28 protein-coding genes and 3 tRNA genes are annotated in these 25,729 nt (G+C 52.5%); 15 read left to right on the top strand and 16 right to left on the bottom strand.

Features of this window, described 5'->3' with window-relative positions:
- The first annotated feature begins 8 nt into the window (after positions 1–8).
- Positions 9–2,246: a molybdopterin cofactor-binding domain-containing protein gene (locus tag AWR27_RS04310; RefSeq protein ID WP_077130062.1), complete on the top strand. Its 2,238-nt coding sequence runs from the start codon at positions 9–11 to the stop codon at positions 2,244–2,246.
- 117 nt (positions 2,247–2,363) lie between these two features.
- Positions 2,364–3,356 (top strand): aldo/keto reductase, encoded by a 993-nt coding sequence (locus tag AWR27_RS04305; protein ID WP_077130061.1) that lies wholly within the window; start codon positions 2,364–2,366, stop codon positions 3,354–3,356.
- A gap of 400 nt (positions 3,357–3,756) precedes the next feature.
- Here AWR27_RS04305 and AWR27_RS04300 read toward each other — a convergent pair whose 3' ends face one another.
- The 6 genes from AWR27_RS04300 to AWR27_RS04275 form a co-directional block, all read right to left on the bottom strand.
- Complete coding sequence (locus AWR27_RS04300; RefSeq protein ID WP_077130060.1) at positions 3,757–4,020, bottom strand: hypothetical protein; 264 nt, start codon at positions 4,018–4,020, stop codon at positions 3,757–3,759.
- Between the two features lie 3 nt (positions 4,021–4,023).
- On the bottom strand, positions 4,024–4,497 hold the full coding sequence (locus tag AWR27_RS04295; protein WP_077130059.1) for a DUF6932 family protein: 474 nt from the start codon (positions 4,495–4,497) through the stop codon (positions 4,024–4,026).
- Between the two features lie 14 nt (positions 4,498–4,511).
- Positions 4,512–4,670 (bottom strand): hypothetical protein, encoded by a 159-nt coding sequence (locus AWR27_RS04290; protein WP_232325973.1) that lies wholly within the window; start codon positions 4,668–4,670, stop codon positions 4,512–4,514.
- A gap of 182 nt (positions 4,671–4,852) precedes the next feature.
- A tRNA-Arg gene (locus AWR27_RS04285) sits at positions 4,853–4,926 on the bottom strand.
- A 77-nt stretch (positions 4,927–5,003) separates the two neighbouring features.
- Positions 5,004–5,077, bottom strand: a tRNA-Pro gene (locus AWR27_RS04280).
- Positions 5,078–5,098: 21 nt separating this feature from the next.
- Positions 5,099–5,185 (bottom strand) — tRNA-Ser (locus tag AWR27_RS04275).
- Positions 5,186–5,353: 168 nt separating this feature from the next.
- On the opposite strand from AWR27_RS04275, the gene AWR27_RS04270 reads away from it, so the two are divergent.
- Genes AWR27_RS04270 through AWR27_RS04235 form a run of 8 tightly spaced genes read left to right on the top strand, consistent with a single transcriptional unit; the run spans position 5,354 to position 12,238 of the window.
- Positions 5,354–6,316: a vWA domain-containing protein gene (locus tag AWR27_RS04270; protein ID WP_077130058.1), complete on the top strand. Its 963-nt coding sequence runs from the start codon at positions 5,354–5,356 to the stop codon at positions 6,314–6,316.
- A 45-nt stretch (positions 6,317–6,361) separates the two neighbouring features.
- The gene (locus tag AWR27_RS04265) at positions 6,362–7,042 is read left to right on the top strand and encodes a tetratricopeptide repeat protein (protein ID WP_232325972.1); all 681 of its coding nucleotides are present in this window, start codon (positions 6,362–6,364) and stop codon (positions 7,040–7,042) included.
- A gap of 28 nt (positions 7,043–7,070) precedes the next feature.
- Positions 7,071–8,246, top strand: coding sequence for an acetyl-CoA C-acyltransferase (locus AWR27_RS04260; protein ID WP_077130057.1), 1,176 nt, complete (start codon positions 7,071–7,073; stop codon positions 8,244–8,246).
- 9 nt (positions 8,247–8,255) lie between these two features.
- Positions 8,256–9,188, top strand: a complete 933-nt coding sequence (locus tag AWR27_RS04255; RefSeq protein ID WP_077130056.1) for a phosphoribosylaminoimidazolesuccinocarboxamide synthase — start codon at positions 8,256–8,258, stop codon at positions 9,186–9,188.
- A gap of 20 nt (positions 9,189–9,208) precedes the next feature.
- Positions 9,209–9,628, top strand: coding sequence for an STAS domain-containing protein (locus AWR27_RS04250; protein ID WP_077130055.1), 420 nt, complete (start codon positions 9,209–9,211; stop codon positions 9,626–9,628).
- A gap of 25 nt (positions 9,629–9,653) precedes the next feature.
- Positions 9,654–10,583 carry a ribonuclease Z gene (locus AWR27_RS04245; RefSeq protein ID WP_077130054.1) on the top strand — a complete coding sequence of 310 codons (930 nt, stop codon included), beginning with the start codon at positions 9,654–9,656 and terminating at the stop codon, positions 10,581–10,583.
- A gap of 49 nt (positions 10,584–10,632) precedes the next feature.
- Positions 10,633–11,436 carry a diadenylate cyclase CdaA gene (cdaA, locus tag AWR27_RS04240; RefSeq protein ID WP_077130053.1) on the top strand — a complete coding sequence of 268 codons (804 nt, stop codon included), beginning with the start codon at positions 10,633–10,635 and terminating at the stop codon, positions 11,434–11,436.
- Between the two features lie 52 nt (positions 11,437–11,488).
- Positions 11,489–12,238, top strand: a complete 750-nt coding sequence (locus AWR27_RS04235) for a porin family protein (RefSeq protein WP_077130052.1) — start codon at positions 11,489–11,491, stop codon at positions 12,236–12,238.
- Positions 12,239–12,255: 17 nt separating this feature from the next.
- Here AWR27_RS04235 and AWR27_RS04230 read toward each other — a convergent pair whose 3' ends face one another.
- Entirely contained in the window at positions 12,256–12,660 is a 405-nt protein-coding gene (locus AWR27_RS04230; RefSeq protein ID WP_077130051.1) for a DUF4332 domain-containing protein, read from the bottom strand.
- A gap of 63 nt (positions 12,661–12,723) precedes the next feature.
- Positions 12,724–12,945: a hypothetical protein gene (locus AWR27_RS04225; protein ID WP_077130050.1), complete on the bottom strand. Its 222-nt coding sequence runs from the start codon at positions 12,943–12,945 to the stop codon at positions 12,724–12,726.
- Positions 12,946–13,063: 118 nt separating this feature from the next.
- On the opposite strand from AWR27_RS04225, the gene AWR27_RS04220 reads away from it, so the two are divergent.
- Together AWR27_RS04220 and AWR27_RS04215 are read left to right on the top strand one after the other, a co-directional pair.
- Positions 13,064–14,122: a S1C family serine protease gene (locus AWR27_RS04220; RefSeq protein WP_077130049.1), complete on the top strand. Its 1,059-nt coding sequence runs from the start codon at positions 13,064–13,066 to the stop codon at positions 14,120–14,122.
- A gap of 93 nt (positions 14,123–14,215) precedes the next feature.
- A complete protein-coding gene (locus AWR27_RS04215; protein WP_077130048.1) occupies positions 14,216–14,803 on the top strand; it encodes an outer membrane beta-barrel protein in 588 nt (195 codons plus the stop codon).
- Between the two features lie 87 nt (positions 14,804–14,890).
- On the opposite strand, the gene AWR27_RS04210 is transcribed toward AWR27_RS04215, so the two are convergent.
- Positions 14,891–15,838: a DUF2279 domain-containing protein gene (locus AWR27_RS04210; RefSeq protein ID WP_083732745.1), complete on the bottom strand. Its 948-nt coding sequence runs from the start codon at positions 15,836–15,838 to the stop codon at positions 14,891–14,893.
- 40 nt (positions 15,839–15,878) lie between these two features.
- Between AWR27_RS04210 and AWR27_RS04205 the strand changes: the two genes are divergently transcribed.
- Positions 15,879–17,450 (top strand): malate:quinone oxidoreductase, encoded by a 1,572-nt coding sequence (locus AWR27_RS04205; protein WP_257788527.1) that lies wholly within the window; start codon positions 15,879–15,881, stop codon positions 17,448–17,450.
- Here the strand turns inward: AWR27_RS04205 and AWR27_RS04200 are convergent, their stop codons facing one another.
- The 5 genes from AWR27_RS04200 to fumC all read right to left on the bottom strand — a co-directional run bounded on the left by AWR27_RS04200 (position 17,451) and on the right by fumC (position 22,153).
- Positions 17,451–18,119, bottom strand: a complete 669-nt coding sequence (locus AWR27_RS04200; RefSeq protein WP_077130045.1) for a class I SAM-dependent methyltransferase — start codon at positions 18,117–18,119, stop codon at positions 17,451–17,453.
- A gap of 26 nt (positions 18,120–18,145) precedes the next feature.
- The gene (gene glgP, locus AWR27_RS04195) at positions 18,146–19,801 is read right to left on the bottom strand and encodes an alpha-glucan family phosphorylase (protein WP_077133789.1); all 1,656 of its coding nucleotides are present in this window, start codon (positions 19,799–19,801) and stop codon (positions 18,146–18,148) included.
- Positions 19,802–20,021: 220 nt separating this feature from the next.
- Positions 20,022–20,234, bottom strand: coding sequence for a hypothetical protein (locus tag AWR27_RS04190; RefSeq protein ID WP_077130044.1), 213 nt, complete (start codon positions 20,232–20,234; stop codon positions 20,022–20,024).
- 215 nt (positions 20,235–20,449) lie between these two features.
- Complete coding sequence (locus AWR27_RS26095) at positions 20,450–20,728, bottom strand: DUF6932 family protein (protein ID WP_077130043.1); 279 nt, start codon at positions 20,726–20,728, stop codon at positions 20,450–20,452.
- 18 nt (positions 20,729–20,746) lie between these two features.
- Positions 20,747–22,153: a class II fumarate hydratase gene (gene fumC, locus AWR27_RS04180; protein WP_077130042.1), complete on the bottom strand. Its 1,407-nt coding sequence runs from the start codon at positions 22,151–22,153 to the stop codon at positions 20,747–20,749.
- A 189-nt stretch (positions 22,154–22,342) separates the two neighbouring features.
- Here fumC and parS point away from each other — a divergent pair, with 189 nt between their 5' ends.
- Together parS and AWR27_RS04170 are read left to right on the top strand one after the other, a co-directional pair.
- The gene (gene parS, locus AWR27_RS04175) at positions 22,343–22,783 is read left to right on the top strand and encodes a type II RES/Xre toxin-antitoxin system antitoxin (RefSeq protein ID WP_077130041.1); all 441 of its coding nucleotides are present in this window, start codon (positions 22,343–22,345) and stop codon (positions 22,781–22,783) included.
- A 52-nt stretch (positions 22,784–22,835) separates the two neighbouring features.
- Entirely contained in the window at positions 22,836–23,285 is a 450-nt protein-coding gene (locus tag AWR27_RS04170; RefSeq protein WP_077130040.1) for an RES family NAD+ phosphorylase, read from the top strand.
- Between the two features lie 49 nt (positions 23,286–23,334).
- Here the strand turns inward: AWR27_RS04170 and AWR27_RS04165 are convergent, their stop codons facing one another.
- Entirely contained in the window at positions 23,335–23,976 is a 642-nt protein-coding gene (locus AWR27_RS04165; RefSeq protein ID WP_077130039.1) for a gluconate 2-dehydrogenase subunit 3 family protein, read from the bottom strand.
- Positions 23,973–25,718 (bottom strand): GMC oxidoreductase, encoded by a 1,746-nt coding sequence (locus tag AWR27_RS04160; protein WP_077130038.1) that lies wholly within the window; start codon positions 25,716–25,718, stop codon positions 23,973–23,975. Before AWR27_RS04160 ends, AWR27_RS04165 begins: the two co-directional genes overlap by 4 nt.
- Between the last annotated feature and the right edge of the window lie 11 nt (positions 25,719–25,729).

Below are 25,729 nucleotides of genomic sequence, written 5' to 3'. Positions count from 1 at the left end.
CACAGACCATGAAAAAGACAACCCTCAATAGGCGTTCGTTCCTCAAATCGTCGGCTCTGGCCGGGGGCGGACTGTTGCTGAGTTTTAGCTGGATGGCTAAAGCGCAGGCCGCCGATAAAATAGAAACGCTCGCTGATGCGTGGCAGGAATTAAACGGCTATATCCGTATCACGCCCGACAACGTAATCAAACTGATGTGTCCGAATCCTGAATTCGGGCAGAACGTGATGACTTCGTTGCCTATGATTACCGCCGAAGAACTCGATGCCGACTGGAAGAACGTGGTGGTCGAGATGGCCCCGCACGATGGTGTCAAATACGGTTTTCAGTTTACGGGCGGTAGTCAGTCGGTGCGGGCGTACTGGAAACCGCTACGTCAGGCCGGAGCCTCGGCCCGGCAGATGCTCCGCGAAGCCGCTGCTCAGACGTGGGGCGTTCCGGTTGACGAAGTAACGACCAAAGCGGGGGTGCTGAGTCACAGCAGCGGCAAATCGGCCACGTATGGCGAGATGGCGTCCAAAGCCGCTACGGTAGCCGTGCCGAAAGACGTGAAACTCAAAGCTCCGAAAGACTTCTCGGTGGTTCGGAAGTCGCAGAAAAACGTAGAAGGCAAAAAGGTCGTAACGGGCAAACCCTTGTTTGGTATTGATTACCAGACCGAAGGAATGCTCGTTGCGATGGTACAGCACCCGCCCGCATTTGGCATGAAACTGAAATCGTTCGATGCGGCTCAGGTACTGAAAATGCCGGGCATCAAAGCTGTTTTCTCGTTCAAGGTATTTGAAGATGGCACCGAACGGGGTATGTTCGAGACCCGCACCTTTAATGAGCTGGTGGCCGTGGTGGGCAATAGCACCTGGGAGGTGATGAACGCCCGCAAAAAGCTGAAAGTGAACTGGGAGCCGATGACCGATTTCAAAGAGATGGTCAACATGCGCGGCAACAAACGCGAGGAGTTGATGCCCGCCGGTTTGGCAACCACCGCTGCCCAGTTCGAGAAAATGCAGGAACGGGCCAAACAACCCGCCACCCAGCTCCGCAAAGACGGCGACCCCGAAACGGCGTTCAAAGGGGCCGCGCAGATTCTGGAACGTACCTATACGGCCCCGTTTCTGGCCCACAACTGTATGGAACCTATGAACTGCTTCGCCCACGTAACGGCGGACAAAGCCTTGTTCGTGGGGCCGTTGCAGGCACCGGGTCTGGCCGAAGAAACGCTGGCGAACCGCTTTGGGATTTCCAAAGACAAACTTGACATTCAGATGACGCGCATGGGCGGAGGCTTCGGTCGTAGGGCCTATCCGCATTATATGGTCGAAGCGGGCGTGATCTCGCGGCAGGTGAAGGCTCCGGTCAAACTCGTGTATACCCGCGAGGATGATATGACGTATGGCATCTACCGGCCCATGTACACCGCTACGTACCGGGCCGCGCTCGATGCCAATAAGAATCTGATCGGCTTCCACGTCCGGGGCGGGGGTATTCCCGAAAATCCGGTTCATGCCAACCGCTTCCCGGCAGGGGCCGTAGACAATTACTTAGCCGAAAGCTGGGAGATTCCGTCGAACATCACGATTGGGGCATTCCGGGCACCACGTTCCAACTTCAACGCAGCCGCCGAACAGTCGTTCTTAGACGAACTGGCCGAGATGATGGGAAAAGACCCCATTCAACTCCGGCTCGACCTGCTGAAACGGGCCAAAGAAAACCCCGTCGGCAAAAACAACGACTACGACGCCGACCGCTACGCCGGGGTACTGACGTTGCTGCGCGAAAAATCGGGCTGGGACAAACCCGAAAACAAGGCGAAGAACCGGGGCGTAGCGGCTTATTTCTGCCACAACGCCTACGCGGCCCACGTAGTAGAGATGACCCTGCGCGACGGGCAACCCTACGTTGAACAGGCGTTCAGCGCGGTCGATTGCGGCATTGTCATCAACCCTGATGCGGCCATCAACATGGTCGAAGGGGCGGTTGTGGATGGCATCGGCAACGCGCTGTACGGTGGGCTGACGCACAAAGACGGCGTATCGGGCCAAACCAACTTCGACCAATACCGCATGATCCGGCATAACGAAGCTCCGAAGAAAATTGAGGTGCATTTCGTACAGAACGACATCGACCCAACCGGACTCGGCGAGCCGCCATTCCCGCCCGTGTTCGGGGCCGTTGCCAACGCACTGTACAAAACCACTGGCAAGCGGTTTTACAAGCAACCATTTAGGATAGAGGAGGTTAAGCTGTAACTTATTACACAGAGATGCACGGAGAAGATACGGAGATGCACAGAGATTTTTGAAACAAACTACAAAATCTCTGTGTAACTCTGTTTTCTCTGTGAATCTCTGTGCCCCAAAACTTTTATGCAAACACGCACACTCGGAAATAGTCTCAACGTATCGGCCATTGGCTTGGGCTGCATGGGCATGAGCTTTGGTTACGGCCCGGCTGCCGATAAAACCGACATGATTGCCCTGATACGGGCCGCTGTCGAACAGGGTGTTACGTTCTTCGACACTGCCGAGGTTTACGGCCCATTCATCAACGAAGAACTTGTTGGCGAAGCCCTCGAGCCATTTAAAGGGGAAGTGGTTATTGCCACCAAGTTCGGCTTTGCCCCCAACGCACCCGGCGAAGCCCGATGGGGTAGTCTGAACAGTCGACCCGAACATATTCGGAAGGTAGCCGAAGCCTCCCTGAAACGGCTCCGGGTGGCAACCATCGATCTGTTTTACCAACACCGCGTAGATCCAAACGTGCCGATTGAAGACGTAGCCGGTACAGTACGCGACCTGATTCAGGAAGGCAAAGTGCAGCACTTCGGGCTGTCGGAGGCCGGCCCTCAAACCATTCGCCGGGCACATGCTGTGCAACCCGTTACGGCCCTGCAAAGTGAGTATTCGCTCTGGTATCGGGAGCCGGAAGTCGAAATTATTCCAACACTGGAAGAGTTAGGTATCGGTTTCGTGCCGTTCAGTCCGCTGGGTAAAGGGTTCTTAACCGGAAAAATTGATGACAGCACCCAGTTCGACCCGACCGATTTCCGCAATGTAGTACCACGTTTTTCGGCGGAAGCGCGTCGGGCCAATCAAACGCTGGTCGATTTGCTTAGTCGTGTGGCTCAGGCCAAAAACGCGACGCCTGCTCAGATTGCTCTGGCGTGGCTGCTAACCCGAAAACCGTGGATTGTACCGATTCCCGGCACTACCAAGTTGCATCGCCTGACCGAAAACAACGGAGCCGCATCTATCGAACTAACGACAGACGACCTGCGTGATATTGACAATGCTGCTGCCCAGATTACTGTGCAGGGTGCCCGCTACCCAGAAAGCTCCGAACGTATGACAGGGCGATAAAGTAAAATCAAGCAAAAAGGCTAATCGATTAACAATATGCCGGGCGGTGCGGGGGTGGCCCTATACTTCTTCGGACTCATTGGGTCGGGTGGGTGGTTCCCCGACCCGTTTTTTTGGTGACTAAATGTGAGATTTTGTAAGAGTGGGATGATGTAAGAATAGTATGATCCAAGAATAGCGGCCAATTTCTCAGTACGAATGAACGCTCTACTGCGCGTTATGACCAAAAAAACACTACCGCCCGGCTAAACGCATGCTCTTTTGAGCCTAAGGTCGTTCGTCTGGTAGATGCGAACGACGGTTCCCACATCCCCCAGCGCGGGGCGGTCAACCATCAGAGCCACTAACCGGGTGGCCGAAGCCATCAAGTTCCTGTATCATAGCAATTCAGCGCGTCAGGTCAGGCCGCTAACCGCCCGGTTGTGGGTTGAGTAGGCATTTGAACTATCAATCCGTATTGATTCAGCAGTACGGCTAATTGCGCGATGTACTTGTTTCGTTGGTCGGTGAACTGGTCAATCGTGAATTCGTCCCGTTCCGGGTAAGATTCATGGCGTTTGATTCCTGCGTCCCAATGTTCTATCATTTCCAACAGTTGTTCAATGAGTTCGGCCCGTTCGTGCGGTGTCGTTGGCAGGTCGTCTAAAATGTCCTCTACTTGCATGGCTCAACAGACTATAAGTTCAAGAAATCCTTTGTTTCGGCGGGGGCGGGTGTTGGTACGGCTCCAGTCAAATAGCCATTGCACCCGGTCAGATTCAAAATGAGGTCGGTAGCGGTGGCCTTCGGCATATATCCGAATGAAATGAACATCTACCCGCCCGGCTCCCTGTGCAAATTCATTTTTCAATTCTTTTAATGCCCGTTCGTGCCGACTGTACAGGTCAGCGTCGATAAACGTCAAAACGTCTATATCGTTGGGATCAAGTTTACGGCTCACGAAACTACCGTCTATCCACTGCGTAAACCCGCCCGGTAAGAGCGTCAGTAATCGGTCGGTATAGGCCCGGTATTGCTCAAATATGGTTTGGCGCGTAATCGAGTTAGCAAACTCCCTGACAAACACATGCTCCAGCATGTCGAGGTCAATTTTAATGGGTTCATAGGGTTTCAGAAATCCGTATTCGTCAAAGATTAGCATTAGATTCCTCAGTGTTACACAGCCTTGTGCATGGTTCGTACTACATTGGTGTTCCGCCTTGCTGCGGTTCCGTTGACATGAGGATGGTCGAGTAATAAGCGGGCGTTTTGTTCGCCCGTGACTTTGATGTACTTCATAAACTGCGCTTCAGACTTGTGGCCGGTTATCTTCATAATCGAGACGGTAGGCCAAAAATGCGTTGGTCGTAAACGAATCGTATCAACCTCCTGATTGGGGGACGGATTTACTTTATTTTATCGTATTTATTCTAACAAAGCACAAGCAAAAAAAAGGCTAACCAGTTGAAAATGAGCAATTTTTACTCAAAAACTGATTAGCCTTTTTACGTAAAAAGTGATCCCGTTTGGATTCGAACCAAAGACCGTCTGCTTAGAAGGCAGATGCTCTATCCAACTGAGCTACGGGACCAATACACTAAACAGTCATCAGCCAACAGTAATCAGTGTACACTGTTCGCTGTTGGCTGATGACTGTTTACTAAGTAGTCGGGGTGGCAGGATTCGAACCTACGACCTCCTGCTCCCAAAGCAGGCGCGATACCGGGCTACGCTACACCCCGAAAAGAAAGCTATAACTTTCGCGGAGAGAGAGGGATTCGAACCCTCGGTACCGTTGCCAGTACGACAGTTTAGCAAACTGTTCCTTTCGGCCTCTCAGGCATCTCTCCAGGACCAATTATCGTCTTTCCGAATGATTGGGACACAAAGATAGTGTGATTTACCGTTCTCCGCAAATCATACCAAACAAAATCTTTTTTAATTCGCTAATTTCGCCCCTTTCGTCAGCACAGCCACACCACATAGTGCGTTCTATGTCAGTATGATTACACGTCCGAATGAACTGGCTTTATTCCTTATCCCAAACCGAATTAATTTTTATTGGCCTGTTTGTGCTGCTCTACGGTCTTTACATTTGGCGTACATTCTGGCTGGCAAATCAGTTAGGTACGTCGGCCTGGGGCGTTGTTCCTAAGTTCTTTTTACGGAGTAGTTATCTGAGCCTGCTGCTCATCGCCTTGTTGGGCCCGTCGTTCGGCGAAGCGGAGGGCGAGGTAGCCGCCATCAGCCGCGATGTTTTTATCGTGATTGACGTGTCGCGGTCGATGGATGCCAACGACGTGGTGCCAACACGATTGGAACGGGTCAAATTCGACGTTCAGCAACTTTGTGACTCCTTACCCGCCGACCGTTTTGGCATCATTCTGGCCGCTGATGAGCCGTTGCTGCTCTCTCCGTTAACGAACGACCACGATGCACTCCGGCAAGTTATTCGCGACATCCGAACAAACGTACTGCCGGGTGGGGGGGCACTTATCTGTAATGCGCTCGAATTAGCTCAACAAAAGCTTCTGACTACCCCGTCGATACGCCGGAATGCCCAGGCAATTCTATTGTTCAGCGATGGCGAAACGAATGAAACCTGTGCACAATCAACGCTTAACCAACTCCGCAGAAACAGCCTGTCGCTCATAACCGTCGGCGTCGGCACCGAAGGGGGCGCATCTATTCGGGCAGGCCGTGACTTTGTCCGGGACGCTGACCGGCAAATTGTACGAAGTCGGTTAAATCGTACTTTTTTGCAGAACCTGGTGCGCAATGGACAGGGGCAGTACTTGGAAGCTGATGTTAACGAACACTTCGCCGACCAGTTGATTACGGCAGTGCTATCACTTAAAGGTAGTGTTGCCGACCAACGCCGGGCCGCTGTCTTAAGCAATAAGTACTATTATTTCCTGTTGGCCGCATTACTATTGATTTCACTTGACATAATTATTCGGCTTCGCACGTTTCGGCTATGACGGATTCAGCGTTTCAATTTATTTTTGGCAAGTTATTTATCGTCTATGATTGCTTTCGCTTTTCTTGCTGCCTGGGTCTGGCTCTCCGAATTGCCCGTCTTGAGTCGGATTTCACAGAATAACCAGGCCCGTATCGACGCCGAAAAAGCCTATAAATCAAAAGCATATCAAGATGCTCTACGGTTATATGCTCATCTGAGCCGTACAACAACAACCATCGACCCTGGGGTACGCCTGAACCTGGGCCATACGTATTTTCAGTTACATCAATACCACAAGGCGAAGCCGCAGTATCAAACCCTGCTTCAGTCAGAGCAGCCCGACCTGCGTGCTGTGGCCGCTACGCAGTTGGGCATCATTGCCTGTATTGAACGCGATACGGCCCAGGCATTGGTGTTGTTTCGGCGGGCGTTGCTCGAAAATACTGAAAATGAACCAGCGCGGTATAACTTTGAATTAGTAAAAAACCAATACAGCGGTAAGCCCTCGTCGGCGCGTCCGTTGACAGCCCGTCGGCCTGCGTTAACCCGACAACCCATCGGGCAACAGGTAGAACGGTCTGAACGTCGGGACGATTTGCTGAAACGATTTCAGCGGCTCAATCTGACTGAGGAACAGGCTCTTCAACTGCTTGACGCGATGCGCAACGACGACCTTCCGTATGCCCTGTCTTCGTCGGCCCGGCGTCTGGGAGCCAACCCTGAATCGGGTAACATCCGCTGGTAATCCGTACAACAAATTAATAAACCGCAGTATGAATGAAGTCGTAATTATAGCTGCCGTCCGCACGCCCATTGGCAGTTTTGGCGGTGCCTTAGCCACGCTGTCGGCTACAGAACTGGGCGCGGCAGCTATTAAGGGGGTGCTGAACCGGGCAGGTATTCAGCCTGAGCAGGTGCAGGAAATCATTATGGGTAATGTGGTCTCGGCGAACGTGGGGCAGGCACCAGCGAAGCAGGCGTCTTTAAAAGCGGGCATCCCAGCCAGCGTGCCCTGCACAACCATTAATAAAGTATGCGCGTCGGGCACTAAAGCCATTATGCTGGCGGCTCAGGCCATCCAGTTAGGTCAGGCCGACGTTATTATAGCTGGCGGAATGGAGAGTATGTCGAATGCGCCTTATTACGTGCCTAAAGCGCGTTTCGGCTATAAATACGGCAATGCTGAATTAGTTGACGGGCTGGCCCGCGATGGGCTGGTCGACGTATATGACCAGTGCGCAATGGGCGTTTTTGCCGATCAGACCGCCCGGCAATATAATATCAGCCGCGACCAGCAGGATAACTACGCCATACAGTCGTACCGTCGGGCTGAAGCCAGTACGCAAAGTGGTCGGTTTAGTGCCGAAATTGTACCCGTTGAGGTGGCCGGACGCAAAGGCAGTGTGACTGTCAGCGAGGATGAAGAGTACAAAAATGTCATTTACGACAAGGTTCCGACCCTGAAAGCCGCCTTCACGCCCGACGGAACAGTGACAGCCGCCAGTTCGTCGCCCATCAGCGATGGCGCGTCGGCGGTGCTGGTTATGAGTCGCCGTAAAGCCGACGAACTGGGTTTGACGCCCCTGGCCCGCATTTTGGGCTATGCCGACGCCGAGCAGGAGCCGCAGTGGTTTACGACGGCCCCTACCAAAGCCGTTCCGCTGGCCGTTGAACGCGCCGGCCTGACCATGAACGACATTGATTTTTTTGAAGTAAACGAAGCCTTCGCCGTAGTGCCACTGGCATTCAGCGAAGTTTTGCAGGTGCCGCAGGAGAAACTGAACGTGTTTGGTGGAGCCGTTTCCATTGGTCATCCGCTGGGTGCATCCGGTGCCCGCATCGTAACGACACTAACAAACGTGTTGCAGCAAAACGGGGGGCGTTATGGAGCCGTTGGCATCTGCAACGGGGGCGGGGGCGCGTCGGCTTTAGTGATTGAGATGTTATAATTTTGCTACATGCCTATTCAGGAAACTCACTTCCAGTTCCCCGGTCAAACGGGATTTTATCGCGGTAAAGTTCGCGACGTATATTCATTTCCCGACCGGCTGGTTATGGTCGCGTCAGACCGGATTTCGGCTTTCGACGTGGTGTTGCCCCGGCCTATACCCTATAAAGGGCAGGTGCTGAACCAGACAGCCGCCTATTTTCTGCGAGCTACCGCCGACCTTGTGCCAAACTGGCTCCTCGACGTGCCCGACCCAAACGTAAGCGTAGGCCGACGTTGCGAACCGTTTGCCGTAGAAATGGTGGTGCGAGGTTATCTGGCGGGCCACGCCTGGCGACAATACCGCGACGGCCACCGGACGCTGTGTGGCGTACCGCTCCCCGACGGCCTGCGCGAAAACGACCGACTGCCCCAACCAATTATTACCCCTTCGACCAAGGCGCACGAGGGCCACGATGAAGACATCAGCCGCGACGAAATTATCCGGCAGGGCATCGTCAGCGAAAGCGACTATGTAGTGCTGGAACAATACGCGCTGGCTTTATTTCAACGCGGCTCCGAGATGGCCGCCGAACGGGGCCTGATTCTGGTTGATACCAAGTACGAATTCGGAAAGTTAGCCGGCCAGATCTACCTGATCGACGAAGTGCATACGCCCGATTCATCGCGGTACTTTTACGCAGACACCTACGACCAAAACCAACAGGCCGGATCACCGCAGAAGCAATTATCGAAAGAATTCGTTAGGGAATGGCTTATTGCCAACGGCTTCCAGGGTAAAACCGGGCAGATTGTTCCGGCCATGACCGATGCGTGGGTGAACCAGATTTCGGCCCGATACATCGAACTGTTTGAGACCGTAACGGGTCAGCCATTTGTGCCAGCTTCTGAGGCCGACCCTCAGCTACGCATTGAAATGGCCATTCGGGAAACCATTCGCTAAAACCTGACATTAAACTAATTATGAAGTACACCATTGAGAAAACCGAACGGTATGCCCTGATCCGTCTGGCCGAAAGCGCGTTTGAGGGCGATGTTCCCGCTACGTTTGAAACACTCAGCCGCAACTTGTTCCGCGAGGGATACAGCAATATTATTCTGGACATGGCTACTATAGAGACCATCGATCAGGCCGGGTTCAGTACCATTCGGAAAATTAATCGCCAATGTACCAACGAGATTGGTCTGCTGGTGGTTGTAACAAAAAGCGACGAACTAATCGAAACATTAGATTCGGCGAATCTCAGTGATCTGACTATTCTGCCAACGGTAGAGGAAGGAATTGACGCTGTGTTTATGAATGAATTAGAGAACGATTTTCGCAGCGAAGATGACGATGAGTACGACGCCGGAGGCACCACTATTGGTCGAGACGAACCCTGAACCCGCCGACCACTCAGCAACTGCTATGCATCGACCGGCCCATGTATCCTTTGCCCTCACTATTCTGGGGGCCGGTTCGGCTACGCCCACGCTTCGGATGCACCCCACGGCCCAGTTGCTTACGGTCAACAACGAGTATATGCTGATCGATTGTGGCGAAGGCACTCAATTTCGGCTACTTGAACAACGAATCAAGCCGGGGCGACTTCGCTATATTTTCATCAGCCACCTCCACGGCGATCATTATTTTGGACTGGCTCCGCTCCTGTCGACGCTCAATCTGGGCGGACGCACCGAAGATTTATACCTGTTCGGACCACATGGTTTAGATGAGGTGCTGACGACTATTTTCCGGGTGTCCGATTCCCGACTGGGCTATAAACTTCACTTTCAGCCCGTTGACCCCAATCAGTCGACGCTGATTCTCGACCATCCGCACTTGACTGTTGAATCGATTCCGCTTCAACACCGCATTCACTGCACGGGCTATCTGTTTCGGGAAAAACCGGCTAAGCCGCACCTCCTGCGCGAGAAACTCCCCACCGACACACCAATTCAGTACCTGAAACAACTCAAGGAAGGACATGACGTTTTAGACGAGAACGGCGATGTGCGCTACGCCGTTGCTGAGTACACCGAACCAGGACCGCAGCCTCGCTCCTATGCTTACTGCTCGGATACGCGCTACGTTGAAGGGTTGATTCCGCAGTTGCAGGGCGTCGATCTGCTCTATCATGAGGCCACGTTTTTAGATGATAATGCGCAGAGAGCCGCCGAAGTATATCATTCTACGGCCCGCGAAGCCGCTACCATTGCCGATAAAGCCCAGGTGAAACGGTTACTGATTGGTCATTTTTCATCGCGCTATAAACAGTTGGATGAGTTCCTGAACGAGGCCCGGTCTGTTTTTGGCGAAACCTATTTAGCTACCGAAGGCGAAACAATAAGCCTATAGACCCATGCGGTTTGTTTATATTTAGGCCCATAACTAGTTCAATGTGTTCATGCTGGCTTTTCGCCTGGGTTTTTTAGACATTGGTTGGCTCGATTTGCTCGATATTGGGCTGGTAGCTTTCCTGCTTTATCAGATATATAACCTTGTTCGGGGTAGTGTTGCCAGCCGTGTGTTTGTGGGGTATCTGCTGGTTTATCTGGCCTATTTGCTGGTCAAAGCATTGGGGTTAAACCTGACAACAACTATTTTTGAATACTTCATCAGCGTCGGTGCTCTGGCTCTGATTATTATCTTTCAGCAGGAAATCCGGCGATTCCTGATGCTAATCGGCAAATCGACCAATCTTAGCAGTAACCGATGGATCCGGCGTTGGTTATTGCGTCAGTCAGAACATACAAACGAGCGCATTGCTCTCAAGCCCATACTCGATACCTGCAGAACGCTTAGTGCAGAGTTTTCGGGCGGTCTGCTGGTCTTGCAGCGGCACGACGATCTGGAGAAATTTGCCCAATCGGGCGAGATTATCGACGCCGACTTATCGAAGCCGTTACTGCTGGCTATTTTTAGTCAGTATAGCCCCCTTCACGATGGTGCCGTACTCATTATGCGGGGTCGTATTCGGGCCGCCCGCTGTATTTTGCCTGTTTCTGACGACGATGAACTACCACCCGCTCTTGGTTTTCGGCACCGGGCCGCATTGGGTATGAGCGAAGCCACCGATGCAGCCATTATTGCCATATCCGAAGAAAGTGGCCGGCTGGCTCTGGCCCTCAACGGCGAGTTATATACCAATCTGAATCAGGCCGAATTAGAGAACCGCCTGGAACGCTATCTTCACGAACCGAGAGGCTAACCAAAACCCTTTTACGCGCTTTCGGGTTAGCTTGAAAACTCAACGTCGACCTATGAAGCGTTTTCTTTTGGCAGGCGGGCTGCTCATAAGCCTGCTCGGTTTATCACGAACGGGTTTGTCTCAAATTCGGCTCGACCTCGAAGGCGGGGCCGTTCTGGGCACAGCATACAACAAAATTCGTATTCCCAACACGGGCGGCACACTCGTTGATCTTAACGAGTTGCAGGCTCAACCTAAGGCATTCTATCGAATCCGGCTGGGCTACACGCTGGGGGGCCGACATACTATTTCGGCTCTATACGCCCCACTCACGGTTCGTTACGAAGGTAGTTTCAGCCAGCCTGTTAATTACAACGGAATCGTTTTCCCGACAGGTCAGCCAATCACGGCTTTCTACCAGTTCAATTCCTACCGGCTGACGTATCGATACGATCTGGTTGTTCGCGAACGGTGGCGCGTCGGGCTTGGGCTTACGGCAAAAATCAGGGATGCCAACGTTCGGCTGAGGGGCGAAACTGGCGGGCGCGACACGAATTTCGACAATTTCGGTTTTGTACCGTTGATTAATTTCTACGCGCACTACCGCCCAACCGAGCGATTAGGCTTACTACTGGAAGGCGACGCGCTGGGGTCGACGCAAGGAAGGGCCGAAGATATTTTCGGCGGTATTACGTATCAAGTCAGCCGACGCGTCGGTCTGAAGGCGGGCTACCGCGTTGTAGAAGGCGGAGCCAATGTAGAAAGCATCTACAATTTTACCTGGATCAATTATGCAGCGGTGGGTGCGCTCATTCAGTTTTAGCGCACCCACTGTTGTCATCAATATTCGAGCATGGGCGGTAGACTTTTCGCCTGCTCAACAAAATCGCTCACCTGCTCAACGGAAGGAGGCCGCTGTGTAAACTGGCGTTTTGTGTTGATTTCAATCAGTTTAGCGTGTAAGTTTTCTGGAACCCGGTGGGCCAGTTCTTTTACCGTATCAACGCCAGCTTCTTCCATCAGGTCGCTATATACCCGGCCAATACCTTTAATGCGGGCAAGGTCGGCCCGGTTGGCAAGATTAAGAAGAGTAGCGGCATCAATACCAGCCGCCGATGCCAGTTCTTTGCGTCCCTGAGGTGTGCGGGCCGCTTCTAAAAGGCCATTACTGTCGCCCAGACCCTGGGCTTTCAGTGAATTCAATACGGCATCGGTAATGCCGCGCAGTTCTCCCAATGTCAACATTGTAAAGAGGATATAGGTTGAAGAATCACGGCAAGCCTGACCTTCAGGCTGCTGGGTACAATTTTAACGAATAAGATACTTTCTTCGGGTATCATTTAAAAGAAATTTCTTCTGAGCCGTAAAGCTTTCCGGGTGCATCTGCGCAAAAATACGTTTCCACTCGGCATAATGCTGCGGCTCGGCTAAACGAAACCGGTCAGCATCAATTTTTTTACTGGTCAAAAATTCATCAAACGACATAGCTTCTGCCTTTTTTACAGCATCTGCTCCGAAAAACAGCCACAAACATATTTGTTAGTTGTTTTCTTATGACATAATGGCGGCTCAAAACGTCACTTACAAATATAGAAAAATTTGGAACAGAACGTGTAAGCTGTTCTTTTTCAGCTAAACAGCATGTCTCATGAATCCCTATTATGTGTCTCTCGACAATGACTCCTCGCCTTCATTGGGCCGGGCGGGCGAGTCAGATGCGACGCTGTTAGATGCTTATTCTAACACGGTCGTAAATGTAGCCAAAAAAGTAAGTTCGTCAGTTGTACAGATAAAAGTTAATCGTACGGTCTCAAAACGTTCTCAACCAGCCAACTCGCCACAACGTCGGCCCGGTCAGGGCGGTAATGAGGGAGGTACGGGGTCCGGGTTTGTTATTTCGACCGACGGCTATATCGTGACCAACAACCACGTTGTGGCCGGAGCCAGCCAGATTGACGTTGCACTGCCCGACCGCAACGACGGGCCGGGCCACTCTTTCGAGGCCGCATTAATTGGCCGCGACCCCGCCACCGACATAGCTGTTTTGAAAATCTATGCCGATGGGTTGAAAGCTATTCGGTTTGCTAATTCTAAAGACGTACAGGTGGGCCAGATAGCCATCGCCATTGGCAATCCCTACGGTTTTCAGTACTCGCTTACGGCAGGTGTTGTGAGTGCGCTGGGCCGAACGCTTCGTTCTGAGTCGGGCCGGTTAATCGATGACGTTATCCAGACCGATGCGGCTCTGAATCCGGGCAATTCAGGCGGTCCGCTGGTAAACTCCAGCGGTGATGTCATTGGCGTGAATACGGCGGTAATTTTGCCCGCGCAGGGGATTTGTTTCGCCGTTTCGTCGAACCTGGCAGCTTTGGTGGCTGGTAAACTGATTATGGAAGGGCGCGTTCGGCGGGGCTATCTGGGCATTGCCGGTCAGTTGATTAACCTCACGGAGCGTATCCGGCAGTACAACCAGCTTTCGGTTAAAACGGGTATTATGGTCGCCAGCGTTGAACCCGACGGCGTGGCAGGCAACGGCGAACTTCGGCAGGGCGACATTATCGTTGGCTTCAACGGCCAGCCCGTAGCTACTGTCGATGACCTCCACCGACTCCTGACCGACGAAATCATTGGTCGTCGCGTTCAGCTTACTATCCTGCGCGATAACCGACAGCAGGGCATTATGGTAACACCGGGCGAACTGAAATAACCACTTCAAAAAAAGTGTAACATTATTTTGTGTTGAGTAGAAGACGCTCTATGTTTGCACGGTAATTTTTACCGTTCACCAGATTATAAGTTCATGAAACGTTTTCTAACCGTTCTATTTCTTTCGGTAGCTTTTTCAGCTACTGCGCAAGAGTTCAAGCCGTTCAAGGTGAACCTCTCAGTAGGCATAGCCAAGCCACTCGCTTCAGGTGTTTCGGGGGGAGTTTTGTTCGCCGTTGAACCCAAATATGGCATTAGCGATAATCTCGACCTCGGGCTGCGGGCCGAATGGGCACTGGTAGCCCGAGGGGTTGTAAGTGGTGGTAATACCGTTACGGGCGACGCAGGTGCCTTTGGCTCCTATTTGCTGACCGGCACGTATCTGTTTGGCACAAATGGTGTTCGTCCTTTCCTGGGTGTTGGTGCAGGCTTATACACGATAGCGTCGGCGGGAACTATAACCATTGTTGACGGACAGGGGCCAGAGCAGGTTACGCTCACCGGTGCCACTAAGTTTGGTGGTATGATCCGGGGTGGTATTAAAGCCGGACATTTTGTGGTTGGCGTTGAGTACAATGCCGTACCAACTACGTCGAATAGACTTACCAATGCCACTATCGAAAGCAAAAACACATACCTCGGCATCAAACTCGGCTTCGACATCGGCGGAGGTCGGCTGTAAAAGATGAGTGATCACAGCCACGCAGCGGACAGCAGGTTTTCTAACACCAACCTTGTTGTTCTCTACGTGGCTGTGGTTTTAGACATGCTACTCTTTCGGCAGTAGCAGCGGGTGAAACCGAAAACCCTTCACCCGATTATATTCCAGCGAAGGGGCGGGAATTTTAAAGAATTGCGCCGTTCCGATAAACCGCTGCAACGATGGACTAAAGGCGTCGATGCGCGACAGATCGGCGTCGGGCGAGAGAAAAAACTGACGGTATCGCTCAAATTTCACTTCGTTTCCGGCTGCGTCGAACGTTTTGGGGTTCTGGTGGCCGCCAATCATGCCGCTACCACTGTAGCCTGCGGCCAGATTCAGCCAGCGCGGAAACGAGGGACCAACGGGCAACGCTGATGCCAGATTGACCGACAGCCAGTATTGTTGTCCATTATAATCTTTCAGCATCTGCTGCCCCGTGGTTTTACCCAGCAGATTGGGTCGATACGGCGGAAAGATAGTTTTCCGAAAACCGTATCGCATTGTCACCACCTGCTGCCCGGCTCCAAGCTGTTGCCCCATAAACAGGCCCATTCCGGCAACGTTGGCAATCATATCGCCCTTAGAAAACCCCCACCCTTCCGAGTATCCGTCGTAGACTTCGAGCGTCGACTGAAACAGCAATGCCAGCAAACTGCCTGTGATAATGCTGGCCCGCTCGTTTACGCCACTCCAGCGCATGAGTTCGTAGCCTCCCCGGCTCATGCAATAGGCGGTGGTTGCATGGCCCAGTTTATCCATTTGCAGCCACTCCCGATTGTCATTGAAGCTATGAAACGGCACCCGCTTCTTGTACCATTGTTTCCGCAGTAAGAGCAGCGTAACGGTGTAGAAGACAGCCGTTCCGGCCACCACGCCAATGAACCGGCCCTGATTGATACCCGGCTGTTCGACTGGCGAAACCGGAGCCACAGGCAACGGCTGCGCCTGAGTCGGTACGTTCGATAGAAAGATAGCGAGAAAAAGTAGGCTTACAGCCCTAATTTGCCACTTCATGCCCTAAAGGTACGGTCTAATCCGGAACAACCCGCCTACCATTTTTGTAGATAGAAGGGGCGTTCAGCCCGTTATGAATATGGCAAAGCATACAAATACAACTGAAAAAGGCCCCGACGTTCTGCTGATTGGCGCGGGTATTATGAGTGCTACGCTCGGCGTACTGTTAAAAGAACTGGAACCGTCGCTCACGATTGATATTTACGAACGGCTCGACAAGGCAGCCGCCGAAAGCTCCGACGCCTGGAATAACGCAGGCACCGGCCATTCGGCCTTCTGCGAACTCAACTACACCCCCGAACGCGAAGACGGCACTATTGAAACACCTAAGGCCGTCAAAATTGCCGAATCGTTTGAGCAGTCGAAGCAGTTCTGGGCGCATTTGGTTGAAAACGGGTTTCTGAATGATGCACCGGGCTTTATCCGGTCGATTCCGCACATGAGTTTCGTGTGGGGCGATGAGAATGTGCGGTATTTGCACAAACGCTACGACGCGCTCCAGCAGAACCACCTGTTTCATGGGATGCAGTATTCCGAAGACCCGGCACATCTCGCCGACTGGATGCCGCTCGTAATGGAAGGCCGCGACCCGGCTCAGCCCGTAGCGGCCACCCGCATGGACATTGGCACCGACGTAAATTTTGGCGCACTCACGCGCTGCATGTTCGCCAAACTGCAAGAGATGCCGGGCGTAACGATGCACTTTGGCTACGACGTGCGCGACCTCTGGCGGTCGAAGTCGCTCGGCGGCTGGAAAGTTCGGGTCGAAAACCTAACGACCGGCGCAACCCGCGACGTACAAGCGGGATTTGTATTCATCGGGGCTGGTGGCGGTTCGCTGCGGCTGCTCGAAAAATCAGACATTCCCGAAAGCCGGGGCTATGGTGGTTTCCCGGTGGGCGGGCAGTGGCTCAAATGCACCAACCGCGACGTGGTCGAACGGCACCATGCCAAAGTCTACGGCAAAGCGTCGGTAGGTGCCCCACCCATGTCGGTGCCGCACTTAGACACCCGCATGATCGATGGTAAGCAGGAGTTACTGTTCGGTCCCTACGCCGGGTTCTCGACCAAATTCCTGAAACACGGTTCGTATCTTGATTTGCCGAAGTCGATACAGTTAAGCAACATGGCTCCGATGCTGATGGCTGGTTTGCACAATATTCCGCTGACGAAGTACCTGATTCAGCAGGTGATGCAATCGCCCGAAGACCGGCTGGCGGCTTTAAAAGAGTATTTCCCCGAAGCGCAGATGGACGACTGGGAACTGGAAATTGCCGGGCAGCGGGTGCAGGTCATCAAAAAAGACGACGAAGAGGGCGGTGTGCTGGAATTTGGCACAGAGGTAGTGAGTGCTGCTGACGGCAGCATTGCCGCGCTGCTGGGTGCTTCGCCGGGTGCCTCCACTGCCGTATCGATCATGCTCGACCTGATGACCAAGTGTTTCCCCACGCAAATAGCCTCGCCCGACTGGCAGCAGAAACTACGCGAAATGATTCCGAGTTACGGGCAATCGCTGGCGAAAAACGCCGAACTGACCCGCCAACTCCGCGAGCAAACCAGCCGCATTCTTGGCTTAACGATGGATGAACAAACGCCCGAAGTAACGCGGTAATCAAAACGAAAAACGATACACTACATCGCTGCCACGGGGCGGGTCGACAACGGTTTTATCAACAAACTGGAAACCATGTTCGGCCATTAACTGCCGCAGCGACTGGTCAGTAAACATAGGTTTGCGACAACCAGAATGTTTACGGTTGGGCTTGGTGGCGATTTCTTCCCAGACAAACAACGTTCCGCCGGGTTTCAGATTGTCGCGTATGCTTTGCAGCATAATTGCCTGATGATCAAACTCGTGCAGGCTGTTTTCGATGATAATTTTATCGAAAAGCTGCGTGGGCAAACCGGTATCGCGGTCAGTGCCGCGTATAATTTTGAACGTTGCCGAGCAGTCAGAACGGCCCGCTTTCCCGTAAATTGTCCGCAGCGTTTTATAGAGTCGTTCGGGTGAAAGCCAGTAGGTTTCTACGTCCTGTAAGTAAACCGTCAGGCTGTCGGCCATTAGCGAGTACACGACTTCGCGAATGCCCTGTCCCGCTCCGATGCTGGCGATGGTTTCGCGGGGTTTGAAGTCGTAGATGGGCCGGTAGCGTTCGAGCAGCCAGTTGATACCGTCGGGTTCGCTGTACCAACTGGTTGCGGCTGGATTTTCGTCAGTGGTCTGGGCGTGAACGCTGATTGTAAATAGAGCAAGAATGTAGAGCAGTAAAAGGCGGATCATAGAAGACAAAATTACGCTGTTCTACCTTAATACACCCGCTCGTAGTACTCCTCAGCCATGCGGTTGGCTCCGAAATAAGCGTTTACGTCGTTCATGCTTTGGAATACGAGTTTTTGCCAATCGCCGGGGCGGTCGTAGTAACAGGGCAGAATCTGCGTTTCAAGCAGGTCGAACAAGTGGCTGCGGTCGTGGTCGTCGCGGTCATGATACGACAGCATGGGGTCAGCAGTTGGGACAATGAAACTGTTTTCGCCCGGTTTGGCAAATTCGCAAACCCAGCCATCGTTGGTTGACATGTTTATGGCTCCGTTCATGGCGGCTGTCATGCCGCTGGTGCCCGATGCCTCGCGCGTCACGATGGGCGTATTCAGCCAGCCATCGGCTCCATCTTTCAGCATTTTCGACAGGGCCAGTTCGTGGCCCGTCAGCACGGCCATGTTCGGAAACAGATGACTCAGGTAATAGAGCCGGTTAAAGACTTCAATGGCTCCGGCATCCATCGGATATGGCTTACCGGCCCAGATAATCTGCACCGGGTATTTGGTCTGATTGAGCAACCGTGCAAACCGTTCGGCATCCTGCGTGAGTAAATCGGGGCGTTTATAAGTGGCAAACCGACGCGCCCACACCAGTGTCAGCACGTTTGGGTCAAACAGTTTTCCCACCTGATCGGCTACGAACCGGAATAGCGGGGCCTTCAACTCTTTTTTACGGGCCATAATCGCCCCGGTATCGCCTGCCAGCCGGGCGGTTTCAATGGCCGGGTCAGTCCAGTAGCGTTGGTTTTGGGCGTTCGTGACATGCGTAATCGGGCAGATACCTTTGTAGTGGCTCCACATCTGACGCGCTACCTCACCGTGCAGCTTCGATACGCCGTTGGCCTGCCGACTCAGCCGCAATGCCACCAGCGAATGATTGAACGTACTGTCCTGAATACCGCTGATTTTTCGCACTTTATCGAGTGGAATACTCCCAAAAAAGCCTAATTCATTAAGCAAATGAATGTCGTGTTTTTCGTTTCCGGCTTCTTCGGGCGTGTGCGTAGTAAAGACCATTTTCTTTTTCACCTTCGCTACCGTGTCGAGTTTTTGAAACAGGTGAAACGCTGCGGGCAGGGCGTGGGCTTCGTTGAGGTGATACACGTCGGGCGCAAAACCGAGCGCATCGACTAATTTGGCACCACCCAGCCCCAGCAGCATACACTGAGCAATTTTCAGCCGCACGTCGTTATCGTAGAGCCGGTACGAAATCAGCCGGGTGGCCGTATCGTTGCCATCGATGTCGGTAGTCAGAAAGAACAGCGGTACGGTCTGAAACACTTCCGGGGCCAAGTAATACGCCCGAACCCGGACGGGCCGGTCCAACACGTCGATGGTAAATTCGATCCCCGTATTTTGCAGGAACGAGTACATTTTCTCGCGAAACTGTACGTCCATACTGTTGTCGGTTTTCCGGCTTTGGTCGTAATAGCCGTATTTCCATAAAACGCTGATTCCAATCAGGTTCTGACCAAGTTCATAGGCACTTTTCATGTGCGACCCGGCCAGAAACCCCAGTCCACCCGAATACGTTTTCAGAGCCTGATCGACGGCGATTTCCATCGAAAAATAAACAACCGATTTTTTGAAAGGCCGGGTAACCGCATACGGTACTCGGAAAGGTAACGGAAATGAATTCGTCATGTACGGGTTGTTGAAATGATTTTGCAGCCACGATTCTACAGAAAACCCGCCAAACAAAAAAGCCGGAAGCTGATTCTTCCGGCTTTTACCACAGAGTTAGTTACTCAAAGTATGATTTAAACTGCTGACCAACAGGGGTGGCTATACACTACTGTACCTCCCCCACCATATCGCCGGATACAACCCGATTGTCGAGTTAGCCGAGGATTAGGTACTTGAATTAGTGTACTGGCGTGGCTATTAATTGAACATGATACGCCTTAAGAGCCTGATTTGCTTTGTCAATAAAATCAGCCTTCATAAACTCGTATTGACGTATCGTTGCTGCATCGCCGGAATGCTGCTGATGAAACGTGATCATTTCATCCAACCGCCTAACCTGCTGAAGTAAGTCATTCATCCGAATATCCAGAGTAACTTCTTCTGTTTCCATTGCTTAAGTGCGATTATAATTCACCTCAATATACCCCTTTCGGCTCCGCTTCCCAAATCGATTTGGGCGTGTGTGTGTAAACCAATCGTGCCAGTAAGCTAAATCATGCTCTGTAATGAAATACCGCGAATCTTCTGGCCGATAACAACGAACCGTGTAAACGTCCAGTTTTGGGTAGAACCGTTTCGCGCCAGTGAGACGAAATTTACTGTCAATCAAGCGACGTTAGTCTCGAACATTAAATCCTCAACGTGGACAACAAAATCCATATCGTTAGGATTCAACTTGTTTGTGATGAAACTACCGTCTATCCAATGCGTGAAAACAGGGCAAATTTCACGGGTAAAATCTTCTACAAACTGACAATAAGAAGCAAAGATGGTATGCTGAGTCTCTGAATTAGGGAAAGAATTAACAAATACCTCCTTAAGCTCTGCAAGAGACAACAGAACTATCTCCGCTGGAGTTAACAACCCTTTATTGTCAAACTGCATGGCAATTTTTTACATCTATTACTGACCCGTTACCTCCCCCACCATGTCGCCCGGCACAACCCACTGGTCGAATTCTTCGGCGGTGAGGTAGCCGAGGGCAACGGCGGTTTCTTTCAGCGTACTGCCGTTTTTGTGCGCCGTTTGGGCAATTTCGGCGGCTTTGTAGTAGCCGATTTTGGTGTTCAGGGCCGTTACCAGCATCAGTGAGTTTTGTACGTGCTTTTCGATGTTGGCTTCGATAGGCCGGATGCCTTCAGCGCATTTATCATTGAACGATACGCACACGTCGCCGATGAGCCGGGCCGAGTGCAGGAAGTTATAAATCATGACCGGCTTGAACACGTTCAGTTCAAAATGGCCGTTCATACCGCCGATGTTAATCGCTACGTCGTTGCCCATCACCTGCGCGGCCACCATCGTCATGGCTTCGCACTGCGTGGGGTTCACCTTACCCGGCATAATGCTACTACCCGGCTCATTGTCAGGAATATATAACTCACCAATACCGGCGCGGGGGCCACTCGACAGCATCCGAATGTCGTTCCCAATTTTCATCAGCGAAGCTGCTACGGTTTTCAGCGCACCGTGCGCTTCAACAATAGCATCATGGGCGGCCAGAGCTTCAAATTTATTCTCGGCAGTCACGAACGGCAGGCCCGTCAGGTTGGCGATGTGTTTCGCCACGTTTTCCGAGTAGCCTTTGGGTGTGTTAATGCCCGTGCCAACGGCGGTGCCACCCAGCGCAAGCTCGCTCAGGTGCGCCAGCGAATTGTTAATGGCCCGCAGCCCGTGGTCGAGTTGCGAGACGTAGCCCGAAAACTCCTGCCCAACCGTCAGCGGGGTAGCGTCCATGAAGTGCGTCCGGCCAATTTTTACGACGTGCATAAACGCCTTCGCTTTGGCATCGAGCGTGTTACGTAATTTAGTAATGCCCGGAATAGTTACTTCGAGCAGAATTTTGTAGGCCGCGATGTGCATGGCCGTCGGGAACGTGTCGTTGCTCGACTGCGACTTATTTACATCATCGTTGGGGTTGAGGTATTTTTTCTCGTCGGTGAGTTGGCCGCCGTTCAGGACGTGGGCGCGGTAGGCTACTACCTCATTTACGTTCATGTTGCTCTGCGTACCGGAGCCGGTTTGCCAGACCACGAGCGGAAACTGATCGTCGAGCTTACCGGCCAGAATTTCGTCGCACACCTGCCCGATAAGGTCGGCTTTATCTTGTGGCAATACGCCCGCGTCGAGGTTGGTGAGGGCGGCTGCTTTCTTGAGGTACGCAAACGCCCGGATAATCTCGCGGGGCATTTTGTTGATGTCCTGAGCAATGGGGAAGTTTTCAATCGAACGCTGCGTCTGCGCGCCCCAATAAACGTTGGCCGGCACCTGCACCTGGCCCATCGTGTCTTTCTCGATGCGGTATTCCATGAATAAAAAGCGAAAGAGTGAATGAGTGAAAGAGCAAGCAAGTGGTGCGGCTCTTCGCTCTTTCACCTTTTCGCTCTTTCACTCTTTGTGAATCGTTGCAAAGGTAAAATCTACAGGGATTGCATGGGTAGGAATTATTATCTTTGTCAACCTGTTGTCATTTGACAGCAGTAAAACAATCAATCGACTATGAACGTACCAATCAGTAGAATAGTAGCAGCTTTGGGAGGAGAGCAGCTAATCAATCACCGTGTTCGTCAGGAGTTCGATTTAATGGATGTGGCAATAGAAGGTCTGCCTATTGCATCAGTTGCTTATCTGCAAAATAACTTCGGCTTCACTAACAAGGAGATGAGTCATATTTTGGCAATTTCAGAAAGCACGTATCAACGGAGGGTCCGCGCCAAAACCAGGCTTACACAGGATGAAAGCGAAAAAGCTATCTCCTTAGCCGAAGTTTATGAAAAGGGAATGGAAGTTTTTCAAAATAAGGAAGACCTTGATGACTGGCTCACAGCTAAAATTCCCTCTTTACAAAATAGAAGACCAATTACGCTGTTAGGCTCCATGCTGGGGCGTAAACAGGTTATGAATGTATTAAATGCCATCTTACATGGTATCTATTTGTAAAATTCGCCGATGTTGGTTATATTCTATATGAACCCTAATTTACTATGTTGGTGTGAATTTGTACCGCATTGCCTCAACAAAATATGCTGATGACCTCACCGGCACTGGTGGACTTTTCGGACCCGGTCGCTGGCACCGCGAGGGCACTCGCATTCTTTACACCTCTGAATATGTATCGCTGGCAAAAATAGAAATCTTGGCTAACTCGAAAAGATTACCTAACGACCAGTCTTTGATTATGTTGAAAATCCCCGACTCGGCCAGCATCATGAGTCTCGAACCAGACCAGTTACCCACCGACTGGCGCGACGTTCCATATTTACCTGCTCTCGCCGACCTTACCGACCAATGGCTGCGCGAGGGGCAGTTCTGGATTATGCGCGTCCCATCGGCGCAGTCGCCTACTGAATACAACTACCTGCTTAACCCGCTCCATCCCGAACACCGCACACTACACATCAGCAGTATTGAACCGCACCCGTTCGATACCCGCCTGAAATAGCAAAAGCGGCCCGATGCACAGAATCAGGCCGCTTTTGCTATAATCAGCTTTATTCTTTCCACCACGCCAGTTCGCGGTCTTCGTAAGCCAGGCCGTATTGCTTCAACACGTCGTCGGGAACGCCGTTCCACTGATTGGGCACATTACCTACATAGCCGAGGTCTTTGATACCGATCTGACTTGTGTAAAAACCGCTGGCAGTCATGTTGCGCATCAGGCTGAAGAAAGCCGCGCCCTGCGTCATGTCGGGAGTGGCCTTGGCCGGGTAAGCAATCTGCTCCACCATGTCGATCTGCTGGGCTTTCGTGCATTGCACAAACTGCTTGCCGTAGCGTTTTACGCAGGTGTTATCGAGCCAGCGAATGCCGCCCCGCATAGGGGTCTGGCTGCGCGGCTGGTCTTTCATCATAAACTCGATAAACGCCGGTACGCCCGCCTGCGATGCACTCCCCGACCGCTCATCGGCAGGAATGATAATGTCGGCCAGCACCGTCACGGTTTGCAGCTCGTGGGGAGTAAAGAATTTTTCGGCGTTGAGCTTCGCGTCGCGTTCGGCTTCAAACTTCTGTCGCCCGCCCGGAATTTTGAGCGGTTTGGTGTCGGGTGGAGCCGGAACAGCGGCTTCGGCGGGTGCAACGGCCATGCCGAGGGCCGTTACGGGTATCGTTTTGAGGAGGTCTCTGCGTTTCATATGTTTTTCTGCTTCACCTGATCGATCAAATATTCGCTCGTGCGCATGGATGCTGCCAGAATAGTCCAGGTTACGTTTTTGTCGCCCTGCGAGGGGAACGCTGCTGCATCGACTACAAACAGGTTTTTAACGTCGTGGGCCTGCTGGAACTTGTTCAGGGCCGAAGTTTTGGGATCGTTGCCCATACGCGCCGTACCTACTTCATGAATGATTTTGCCCGGAGCTTCCAGCCCGTAGCTGTTTTCGGGGCCAGGTTTCTGACCCAGCGCAATGCCGCCCATCGAGTGAATAATCTGCTCGAAAGTATCCTGCATGTGTTTGGCCTGCTTCACCTCATAATCAGACCATTTGTAGTTGAACCGTAGCACCGGAATACCATACTTATCGACCACATTCGGGTCAATTTCGCAGTAGTTGCTTTCGAGCGGCACCGGCTCTCCCCGACCAGCCATACCCACATAAGCTCCGTAGAACCGGCGGTAGTCGTCTTTCAAACTGGCTCCATAGCCACCGCCCGGTTTCTTGCTGCCATCGCGGGCGGCCATCATGCCATTCATCGCTTCGATACCCCAGCCAAAACCGTAGGCAGGCATTCCCATACCGCCCCAGTATTCGATGTGGTAGCCACGCGGGAAGTCTAACTTCTTGTTATCGAGCCACCAGGGTGTAAACACGTGCATTCCGCCCACGCCGTCTTCGTTATAGCGTTTGCGATCCATCAGGGCCGGTACAAATGCCGACCGGCTGGCTCCGGTAGAATCATTGATGTACTTACCAACCACGTTACTACCATTGGCAAGGCCCGTCGGGAAGCGGCTCGATTTGGAGTTGAGCAGCAGTCGGGCCGTTTCACCCGCACTGGCAGCCAGCACCACGCTTTTGGCGCGAACAGTCACCTCCTGCAACGTCTGGGTGTCTACGTAGCTCACGCCCGTGCAAAGGCCCGTTGCCGGGTCGGTGATTACCTCGCGTACCATTGCTCCATTGATGAGCGTGACGTTACCCGTTTTCAGAGCCGGTTTTACCAGCACCGACGACGACGAGAAATCGGCATACGCCTGACACGCACGCCCGCATTGGCTGCAATAAAAACAGGCTCCGCGCTCATTGTTAATGGGTTTCGTCAGAATACTCAGCCGCGAGGGAATCACCGGGATGCCGATGCTCTTGGCCCCTTTCCGAATCATCAGCTCGTGCAGACGCGGCTTGGGTGGGGGCAGAAAAATACCGTCGGGTTCGTTGGGAAAATTCTCTACCGAGCCAAACACGCCGATCAGTTTATCGACCCGGTCGTAGAAGGGTTTGATGTCATCGTAGCCGATGGGCCAGTCTTCGCCCACGCCGGTCATGGATTTGCGCCGGAAGTCGTCGGGACCGAAGCGCAGGGAGATACGCCCCCAGTGGTTGGTGCGACCGCCCAGCATCCGCGACCGAAACCAGTGAAATTCAGTGCCTTTGGCTGTGGTATAGGGTTCGCCTTCAATATCCCAGCCGCCCCAGGCCGCGTCGAAATCGCCGAAGGCTCGCGTTGTACCCGCTCCGCGCCGGGGCGACTCCCAGGGCCATTTCATTTGCGTAATGTATTTGGGATCGGCGGGGTCGTAGTAGCCGCCCGCTTCGAGCAGCACGACTTTTGCCCCGGCTTTTGCCAATGTGTAGGCGGCCATACCACCCCCAGCTCCGGAGCCAACAATGGCTACGTCGTACTGAACCGGCGGTTTTTGATATTGGAAAGAATCCATGCAGAACGTCA

Source organism: Spirosoma montaniterrae, from assembly GCF_001988955.1.
In the GTDB taxonomy this organism is placed as follows: Bacteria; Bacteroidota; Bacteroidia; order Cytophagales; family Spirosomataceae; genus Spirosoma; species Spirosoma montaniterrae.
The sequence above is the reverse complement of the archived record's forward strand: the minus strand, read 5'-3'. Positions and strand labels throughout refer to the sequence as shown.

Coding starts and splice junctions, on each gene's coding strand:
- AWR27_RS26095 (WP_077130043.1), bottom strand. CDS start 20,728: ATGCAGTTTGACAATAAAGGGTTGTTAACTCCAGCGGAGATAGTTCTG.
- AWR27_RS04230 (WP_077130051.1), bottom strand. CDS start 12,660: ATGTTGACATTGGGAGAACTGCGCGGCATTACCGATGCCGTATTGAAT.
- AWR27_RS04210 (WP_083732745.1), bottom strand. CDS start 15,838: ATGAAGTGGCAAATTAGGGCTGTAAGCCTACTTTTTCTCGCTATCTTT.
- AWR27_RS04190 (WP_077130044.1), bottom strand. CDS start 20,234: ATGGAAACAGAAGAAGTTACTCTGGATATTCGGATGAATGACTTACTT.
- AWR27_RS04235 (WP_077130052.1), top strand. CDS start 11,489: ATGAAGCGTTTTCTTTTGGCAGGCGGGCTGCTCATAAGCCTGCTCGGT.
- glgP (WP_077133789.1), bottom strand. CDS start 19,801: ATGACGAATTCATTTCCGTTACCTTTCCGAGTACCGTATGCGGTTACC.
- AWR27_RS04255 (WP_077130056.1), top strand. CDS start 8,256: ATGCCTATTCAGGAAACTCACTTCCAGTTCCCCGGTCAAACGGGATTT.
- AWR27_RS04300 (WP_077130060.1), bottom strand. CDS start 4,020: ATGCAAGTAGAGGACATTTTAGACGACCTGCCAACGACACCGCACGAA.
- AWR27_RS04160 (WP_077130038.1), bottom strand. CDS start 25,718: ATGGATTCTTTCCAATATCAAAAACCGCCGGTTCAGTACGACGTAGCC.
- AWR27_RS04305 (WP_077130061.1), top strand. CDS start 2,364: ATGCAAACACGCACACTCGGAAATAGTCTCAACGTATCGGCCATTGGC.
- AWR27_RS04250 (WP_077130055.1), top strand. CDS start 9,209: ATGAAGTACACCATTGAGAAAACCGAACGGTATGCCCTGATCCGTCTG.
- fumC (WP_077130042.1), bottom strand. CDS start 22,153: ATGGAATACCGCATCGAGAAAGACACGATGGGCCAGGTGCAGGTGCCG.
- AWR27_RS04220 (WP_077130049.1), top strand. CDS start 13,064: ATGAATCCCTATTATGTGTCTCTCGACAATGACTCCTCGCCTTCATTG.
- AWR27_RS04200 (WP_077130045.1), bottom strand. CDS start 18,119: ATGATCCGCCTTTTACTGCTCTACATTCTTGCTCTATTTACAATCAGC.
- AWR27_RS04265 (WP_232325972.1), top strand. CDS start 6,362: ATGATTGCTTTCGCTTTTCTTGCTGCCTGGGTCTGGCTCTCCGAATTG.
- parS (WP_077130041.1), top strand. CDS start 22,343: ATGAACGTACCAATCAGTAGAATAGTAGCAGCTTTGGGAGGAGAGCAG.
- AWR27_RS04165 (WP_077130039.1), bottom strand. CDS start 23,976: ATGAAACGCAGAGACCTCCTCAAAACGATACCCGTAACGGCCCTCGGC.
- cdaA (WP_077130053.1), top strand. CDS start 10,633: ATGCTGGCTTTTCGCCTGGGTTTTTTAGACATTGGTTGGCTCGATTTG.
- AWR27_RS04310 (WP_077130062.1), top strand. CDS start 9: ATGAAAAAGACAACCCTCAATAGGCGTTCGTTCCTCAAATCGTCGGCT.
- AWR27_RS04260 (WP_077130057.1), top strand. CDS start 7,071: ATGAATGAAGTCGTAATTATAGCTGCCGTCCGCACGCCCATTGGCAGT.
- AWR27_RS04295 (WP_077130059.1), bottom strand. CDS start 4,497: ATGCTAATCTTTGACGAATACGGATTTCTGAAACCCTATGAACCCATT.
- AWR27_RS04290 (WP_232325973.1), bottom strand. CDS start 4,670: ATGAAGATAACCGGCCACAAGTCTGAAGCGCAGTTTATGAAGTACATC.
- AWR27_RS04245 (WP_077130054.1), top strand. CDS start 9,654: ATGCATCGACCGGCCCATGTATCCTTTGCCCTCACTATTCTGGGGGCC.
- AWR27_RS04215 (WP_077130048.1), top strand. CDS start 14,216: ATGAAACGTTTTCTAACCGTTCTATTTCTTTCGGTAGCTTTTTCAGCT.
- AWR27_RS04270 (WP_077130058.1), top strand. CDS start 5,354: ATGAACTGGCTTTATTCCTTATCCCAAACCGAATTAATTTTTATTGGC.